The organism is Methylobacterium sp. J-026 (genome assembly GCF_022829585.1).
In the GTDB taxonomy this organism is placed as follows: domain Bacteria; phylum Pseudomonadota; class Alphaproteobacteria; order Rhizobiales; family Beijerinckiaceae; genus Methylobacterium.
The window spans coordinates 1-618 of the sequence record NZ_JAKSYC010000030.1 but is presented as its reverse complement, the minus strand read 5'-3'; the positions used below and the strand labels follow the sequence as shown (position 1 = coordinate 618).

The following is a 618-nucleotide window of genomic DNA, read 5'->3' as shown; positions in this document are numbered from 1 at the left end:
CGCCGAGGCTTCCGATCCGCCTGCACGCCTCCCATGGCGATCGCGATATCGCTGGCCGGGACGTGCTTGAGCCGCGGGATGAGTTTGAGCAGCGTTTCCCGCGGAATCCTTTCGACCATCATCTCGGCCGCGCGCTTCGCGGCTGCCTGCCGGTCCGCGTCGGTCAGGTGGGCATAGTGCTTTGCCCAGACGCCTCGGATGATGTCGTTCCGCTGCGGCTTGGCCGAGGAGGCCGCCTCCAACGTCAACACCGTGGCCGCGGCCGCCGAGGAGCTGGGTTCGTCCGTGCAGGAGATCAGCCGGCAGGTCGCCGGCTCGGCTGAACTGGCGCAGCGTGCCGTGCACGAGGCGGATCAGACCGGCGCCCTGGTGCAGGAGCTGAGCAGCGCCGTCTCGCGGATCGGCGACGTGGTCGGGCTGATCTCGACCATCGCTGGGCAGACCCTTCTACCAGCGCCGTTTCTCGTCGAGCGGAGTCTTGTTCTCCAAGCCGTGGATGCCGACGAGGATGCCCTCAGCGCTCATTCACTCGAGTCCGTCGACAAGTTGGGCGAGGCGTCGTCCCGCAGCCCGATCGTGGGGGCGCCTCACTACGGTGTGCTGCCCGCCCCAGCCGAA

The 618-nt window shown here is 68.3% G+C and carries 1 protein-coding gene and 1 pseudogene; one reads left to right on the top strand and one right to left on the bottom strand.

Annotation, left to right across the window (positions count from 1 at the left end):
- Positions 1-242 (bottom strand): hypothetical protein (locus tag MKK69_RS01175; protein WP_243964838.1); only part of this gene is annotated, 242 nt, incomplete at its 3' end.
- Here MKK69_RS01175 and MKK69_RS01170 point away from each other — a divergent pair.
- Positions 223-456, top strand: a pseudogene (locus tag MKK69_RS01170) (methyl-accepting chemotaxis protein); the annotation flags it as partial. The gene MKK69_RS01175 and the pseudogene MKK69_RS01170 sit on opposite strands and share 20 nt — an antisense overlap.
- Between the last annotated feature and the right edge of the window lie 162 nt (positions 457-618).